This window comes from Proteus sp. fly-1008 (assembly GCF_040140305.1).
Classification (GTDB): Bacteria; Pseudomonadota; Gammaproteobacteria; order Enterobacterales; family Enterobacteriaceae; genus Proteus; species Proteus vulgaris_B.
Genome location: NZ_JBEEWH010000003.1, coordinates 292,172 through 298,516, shown reverse-complemented (window position 1 = coordinate 298,516; position 6,345 = coordinate 292,172). Strand labels below are relative to the sequence as shown.

Annotated in this window: 2 protein-coding genes; both read right to left on the bottom strand. The window is 36.4% G+C overall.

Annotated features, from left to right (window positions below; all coding sequences use genetic code 11):
* Positions 1-172 precede the first annotated feature (172 nt).
* Positions 173-3,214, bottom strand: coding sequence for a chondroitinase family polysaccharide lyase (locus tag ABN256_RS07815; RefSeq protein WP_197268937.1), 3,042 nt, complete (start codon positions 3,212-3,214; stop codon positions 173-175).
* Between the two features lie 54 nt (positions 3,215-3,268).
* Entirely contained in the window at positions 3,269-6,334 is a 3,066-nt protein-coding gene (locus ABN256_RS07810; protein ID WP_349439315.1) for a chondroitinase family polysaccharide lyase, read from the bottom strand.
* Between the last annotated feature and the right edge of the window lie 11 nt (positions 6,335-6,345).

The following is a 6,345-nucleotide window of genomic DNA, read 5'->3' as shown; positions in this document are numbered from 1 at the left end:
TTGATCCAAGCACCCGCGCAGAGAATAACAAAATATTTATTAGAGACAACACATTTATTATCAATAATGAATTATTTAATTTATTTCTGTTATTTAAAATAAATGACTAGTTAGGTGATGAATTACCTCTTTAGGTGTTTTTCCGAAGTGGGTAATTTAAATGTTAAAATATTTATTTAACTAAATTAATAACAATAGGTGTTGCCTGTATTGTTGTCGTAGTAATCAGCGTATTATTATTTTGATGTTTAATAATAACACCAGACTGTGGTGTTACTAATTTCCATACTCCTTTTACAGTAACTGTGCTGCTTATTGGTTTAGAGTCAGCTGTTAGCCATTGACGAGAATAAACGCTGATTTCGATTTGATTTCCATTATTATCAATTTGGTCAGTTTCAATGCCTTGATATAAATTTAAATCAGGATTAACAATACTTAATGTTAATTTTTGTTTTTGAGCTTTAGTCATGACCATAACAGGAGAGTCACTCGATAATAATATTGCTTGAGGTGATTTTAATTGTGTTGCTTCAAAAAAAGCATATCCTTCTTCTTGGGTGATTTTATCTTTTACCGCATGTAATTGATTATTATGTTGTAATACAATGTATTCAGGTGCTTTATTATCTTGTGATTCAATTGCTATCGCATACTCATAGTTTTTATTCTTAGGTGCGTTACCATGAGAGATAACTGCCGTTGCAAATAATTGTTCTGTTGGTTTTGAATTTCTATCATCAAGCGAATGTTGTTTTTGATAACTAAATTTTACAGTTTGTCCTTTTGTGAGCTTATATAAATTTCCAGCAGGATCAATTAAAGTATCTGCATTATTTAAAGTTAATTGAGTACCTAATTGATTAACCTCTTTGCCATTAATTATCACTGATTTTAATTTAGGAACAGCAAATTGAAAGAGTGTTGTTTCTGTCCTATGTTGTTTATCATCATTTTCAATACCGGAACCTAAAGCAATAACTCTATTATCAAATAAAAAATAGGATTTATTAGCTCTTAAGCTTTGTTGTTGATATTTACTGTGACCATGTAATTTCATGGCAAACATACTATTGTTATTAAGTGTATTTGCACCAGAATAGCTTTCTGTTGAAAGCAACATTTCTTCAATACCTGCAGCAGGTAATTGACTAAGTTTTGCTTCAAGTTCGTTATAGGGAAGGTGAATAGTTGTTGTACCTGGATATCTATTCCAATCCCATCCAGCATGGCTAAATCCTGATTGAGTTAAATCAGCCGGAATAATTTCTAATTGTCCATATTGTAAATAACGACCATAACGGTTGTTATTTTCATAACTTTCATTACCAACAAGATAACGGCTAAAACCGCGCGCTATGGCAAGCCAGCTTTGTTGTGGTGATTGAGCCGATGCCCTTCGTTGTATTACCATTGATGCATAATTCATTGCCCATGCGCCAACCGGTTCATTTTCAGCTTTAATACCTTCAAAATGCGTTTTGTTGTCTAATTTTGCATAAGCAGCGGATAATGTGGTATCTAACTTTTGTTTGCCATCTGGGGCTCCTGCTAATGCCATCCATTTAAATGGAGCGATACCTATTTTATGCAACCCAGTTGGGTGACGGCCACTTATTACTACAGGGATTTGTGTCTCTTTGGTGTAGATACGCATTTTTAACAAAACATCTTTTAAACGCTCATGTGCTGAAGTAGTTAAGCGAAAAGGTGAACCACTTAATGCATACACACTGGGTGCTAAACCACCAAATGCGTCTTTTGCATAAGCAGGATAATGTTGTGAATGATGAAAAATAGAACCATCAGGTTTGAAACCGCCAGCAACACCTTTTGAGCTTAGTATTGTTTTACTTAACCAATTTTGCAGTTGTGCTAAGGCTTGTTGACGTTGCTGATAATCAGGTAGCATCAATAAACTTTTTATCATCCATTGTAATTGAGTGTTGAGAATATCGACATTTGCATCAACGATTTCATTGTCTTTTTCGAAAATTCGTCCTGTAGCGCTATACCACATCATGGCCTGTTGAGTAGGAGCTAGAAGGTTATTTTTTGCGAGAATATGACGTCCAATAAACCATGCGTCAAAAAGCTCTCTGGTTTGATAACCAACATGAGTAATAATTTGATAACCGCTACCACGTGTAAAACCTTGTTCAAGAACGTAACGAGTGCCTAATAAATAACGATCTTCTAATTTTTGCCTATCAGTTGCTGATAATGAATTACTACGCAAATAAATAGCAGTTTGAAGAAGCGTTTTACCGACATCTCTTAGCATATTGGTATCAAGTAATGCTTTTTTAGTCTCCTCACTAAATATCCCTTCGGCTTTCATAAAATTCTGCCGATTAGGATGATCAAGTGCTTTTCCTGTGATTGATCCATCAGTATGTTGCGTTAATCCTAATTTTTCCCATAATGCTAAATGTTCATCTAGCATATCTGTGGTGATTTCCTTATTACTGTTTATCCCTTGATAATGCTCAAAACGCTGATAAATCAAAGCCATTTCTATTTGATCATCACGAAATTCAGTATCGAAGTTTAAAGTGGGGTAATGAGCTTTCAACATTTGATCGTACATCAATAACGCACTCCAGTTTTTACTAACCATCGTGTTTACTGCGTTATTTACGTAAGGTGTTTGATAGTCAGGAACTGCCCAACGATTGTCTAACGGTACACTCATCATAATTTGGTCAAAAAAGAGGGTTCCAGCTTGATTTGGTGCTGTAATAACTAATTGATCTAATTTTCCTGTTGCAGTACCTTTCATATCACGAAAAGGAACAGCAATACCTCGCCATCCCGTAAAATTAAGTTCAACATTAAAACTTAGTGCAATTTTATTATTTTGTTTAAATACTAACGTTAATGGAGAAGATTGAGGTTTTTCATTATAAATCCACATCATAAAAGTGAGTGGAGTTGCTGTATTTTTATCATCTTGGTAATTAACAATATTGTTTAGCGTTAATGTTGCTTGCGGTTGATATTGCCATTTAAGTGATTGTTCGCCATCTTTAGCATGCTGTTTGCTTAGCGATAATTGGTTATTATTTGAAGTGATAAGGGTATTAGGCAGTTCATTTTCAAAAAGATAAATATCTCCGAAAGTTTCATGAGACAGAGAGGGTAAAGCTTGGGCCGGTAGTGATAAAAAGAGGCTTAATGTAACCGCGTGGGCTAAAGGGTTTTTTATTAACATAATCAGATTTCCTGTAAATAAAAAAGGAACGCAAGAGCGTTCCTTTTAATTAAATCAAGGGAGTGGTGAGAGTTTGATTTCCTGTGGAATACCAAAGTAGCTGGTAAAAGTCAGTTCAGTGTTATCACCTGAAACGTTATATTTAACTTTGCTATTTTTATCAGCAGATTGCCATTTACCATTAATCGTGACATTGATGGTGACAGGGGTTGCTGCTTTTTGGCGAGTCATATTTAAATCAGGTGTAACGGCACTGACAATAAGAGTGTCTTTTTGTCGATGAGTCATCACAATCGCAGGTTTATCAACTTTTTTTATCCATTTATCTTCAATTGAAGCAGGCTGATAAAAGGCATATCCCGTTACATTACTGAGTTTATCGAGAATAATATGAACGTCTTTATCCTTACGAAGAACCTGGTATAACCCATCGTTTTCACGGAATTTTTGTGCTATCTCTCCCATTCTTTCAGGCGTTGCATCTAAAAAGACCATATATTCATAGCTGGAATCTTTAGGTTGAACGCTATGATCAATCCATGCTGAACTGAAGTTTCCTTCTGTCGGTTGGCGATTTTTATTTTCTGCCGAAGTTTGGTGTTGTCGGCTGATATTTACTTTTTCAGCTTGAGTAATTAAATAACCATTACCATTACTATCAATTAACCAATCACCTTGTTTAAGAGTTGTTTGGTAAGGAATGGCTTCAATTTTTTGTCCATTAATCCAAAGGGTATTTAATGTTGGAGTAATGGCATGTTGGAATAAGGTGGTTTCGACATCTTTATTTTTATCACTACTATTTATATTGCTACCAATAAAAATTAAGCGATTATCAGCGGCTAATACACTTTTTTTTGCAGTGAAGTTAGGATCAAAACGCTCAAGATTGGCTGGATAAATAAGATCGAATGCCATCATGCCATATTTGCCTTCAAGGGCAGATGTTCCACTAAATCCTCGTTCTCCACGTTGCATTAGGGTATGAGGTTTAGGGCTATCTAATTCTTTAAGAGGAAGATGGATCGTCGTCGCTCCTGGCATTCGATTCCAATCCCAACCTTCTTGCTGATAGCCTTGTAAAAGTTGCGAACCATTACTTACTATTTGAGCAACACCATGACTTTGATAACGACCATAGCGGTTATCTTTGTTATAAATTTCAGATGACCAAACATTGGTGTTATAAGCTTTCAGTGTCACCATTTTATCTTGCCAACGATGAATACCAAAAGCCCCACCATTAAAGGCGTAGAAACCTTGAGGCAGAGCTGCTGGTGCAATAGTTTCTCCAAAAACAGCATTCGATTCGTTTTGTGTTTTATCACTTATTGCAAGATAAATAGATGCGAGTGTTTTATCTGGAGAAGGTTTCGCAGACATGGCAAGCCAGTAGTAACCTTGAGCAACTGATTTTAACGAAGGTGAATTAAATGGGTGCCTTCCAGCAAGAGGTAATCCGACTTCTGGAGCACTATAAATCCATGCTGAAACCATCGCTTTTTTCAGGTTATCCCAACCACTTTCACCGACTGAAAATGGGGTTCCACGAAGTAGATAAATAAGCTGAGAGGCATTTTTAAAGGCAGGGAAAGAGTAGCCCGGATAGTTGCCTTCATGTCGCCACGCAGTACCGTCAGGGCGTAAACCATCTTTACCACCCGGTGGTACTTGAGTTAATGCGCCAGTGATGTAATGGCTGAAGGTATTAATTAAGTTGATACGTTTTTGATCATCAGGTTCTAGCAGTAATAAGGCTAAGTGTTGACGAGATAGGGTATTGAAATAGTCTAAGTCAGAGCTATCTGCCCCCACTTTCATATCAAAACTACTTTTAAACTCTCGTGAATACCACAACAATGAATCATAAACTTGAGTTTGTAAGTTTGCCTCTTTTAGTGCATCAGACATGAGTAATGTGGAAATATACCACCATCGAGAACTATATCCCCAGTGATGGGTTGTGACTAATGCACTTCCTTTAACAAAGCCTTGATCTAATAAGTGCTTTGTCATTAATAAGTACATCTGCTTTAGCTGAGCCTTTTGTGTAGGATCTTTTTCCAGTACATAAGCACGGCTAATATTAAACATTAATGTAGTGTAATCACCTAAAATAACATAATTATGAAATAGTTGTTTATCTTGAGGGTTGAGATTTTCTGGTTGATAAATAATCGTTTGTTTATCTGTGATCAGGTGTCGCCCTTGTATTGTGCCATTATCTAAAGCATGAATATTAAGAGCATCAAAATCACTTTTTAACTTACCAATATTTTCTTCTAGTGCGAGATTTGTTTCTTTTTCACCGCCAACAAATTCATTTATCAAACGTTGGCGAATAAGATCAATTGCAGCTAAGTTTTCAGGTGTCACCGGTAACTGAGGTTGTACGTTATGAAACTGAATTTCGGGTTCTGATAAGCGAGTTTTGATTTGATAATCAGACCATTGGTAGCGAGCATCATCGATAGAAAACATAATGCGATCGATATAGATTTCACCTTGATCCACATTAGAGGGGGCTTTAAAGCGAATGCTGTCGACATTAGCGCCTAAAGCGCGCCCAATGCTGTCTTGAGTACCATCAGAGGAGGTATTCATCGCATTTAAGGTCATTTCACGATTTTCAAGATCGTTATTTAGCGAAACACCTACGGCTCGCCAACCAGTAAAATTAAGTTTTACTTTAAAGCCGGCTTGGGCTTCACTGGTTGTATTGAGCTTTTCGCCTAGATCAACGGTAAGATAACCATTAATCGGCTTTTCGTTATAAAGCCAAAATGATAAAACGGGCGTAGATGAACGCCCCCAAGCTTTAGAGGCTTCTTTATCTGTCGGTACAATCAGTTTTTTATGTAAAGTAAAGCTACTGCCTCCTTTCCATTTCCACAAAAGAGATTGGCTTCCCATAATGCTACGTTTATCCGATAGCGAAAGTATTGAATTTTTATCTGACGAAAAATCAGCTAATGGGTTATTTTGCGCAAAATGATAGATTTCTGACTGCATCAGATTATTAGGATCAAATGCAGGGTTGCTGGTTGCAGCAATCACATGATAGGGGGCTGATAATAGCCCCAATGTCATTGCAAGTGCAGTAAAGCGAAATATCGGCATTATTTTTCTCC

Coding starts and splice junctions, on each gene's coding strand:
- ABN256_RS07815 (WP_197268937.1), bottom strand. CDS start 3,214: ATGTTAATAAAAAACCCTTTAGCCCACGCGGTTACATTAAGCCTCTTT.
- ABN256_RS07810 (WP_349439315.1), bottom strand. CDS start 6,334: ATGCCGATATTTCGCTTTACTGCACTTGCAATGACATTGGGGCTATTA.